Source organism: Pseudomonas sp. SIMBA_067, from assembly GCF_046534675.1.
In the GTDB taxonomy this organism is placed as follows: domain Bacteria; phylum Pseudomonadota; class Gammaproteobacteria; order Pseudomonadales; family Pseudomonadaceae; genus Aquipseudomonas; species Aquipseudomonas putida.
Map to the genome: position 1 here is coordinate 1 of NZ_JAWRYH010000530.1, position 267 is coordinate 267.

Consider the following 267-nt stretch of genomic DNA (forward strand, 5'->3'; position numbering starts at 1 on the left):
CCCGCAGATCATCTACCGCAACGGCCAGTCGCGCCCGACCAACGCGGCGGACCTGGTCGGCAAGAAGATCATGGTGCTCAAGGGCAGCACCCACGCCGAACAATTGGCGGCGCTTAAAAAGCAAAATCCTGCAATCGAATACGAAGAATCCGACGCCGTTGAAGTGGTCGACCTGCTGCGCATGGTGGACGAGGGCCAGATCGACCTGACCCTCGTGGACTCCAACGAAGTGGCGATGAACCAGGTGTATTTCCCCAATGTGCGCGT

At 59.2% G+C, this 267-nt stretch carries 1 pseudogene; it reads left to right on the forward strand.

From position 1 onward, the window contains the following. A pseudogene (locus SB765_RS30190) lies at positions 1-267 on the forward strand (lytic transglycosylase F); the annotation flags it as partial.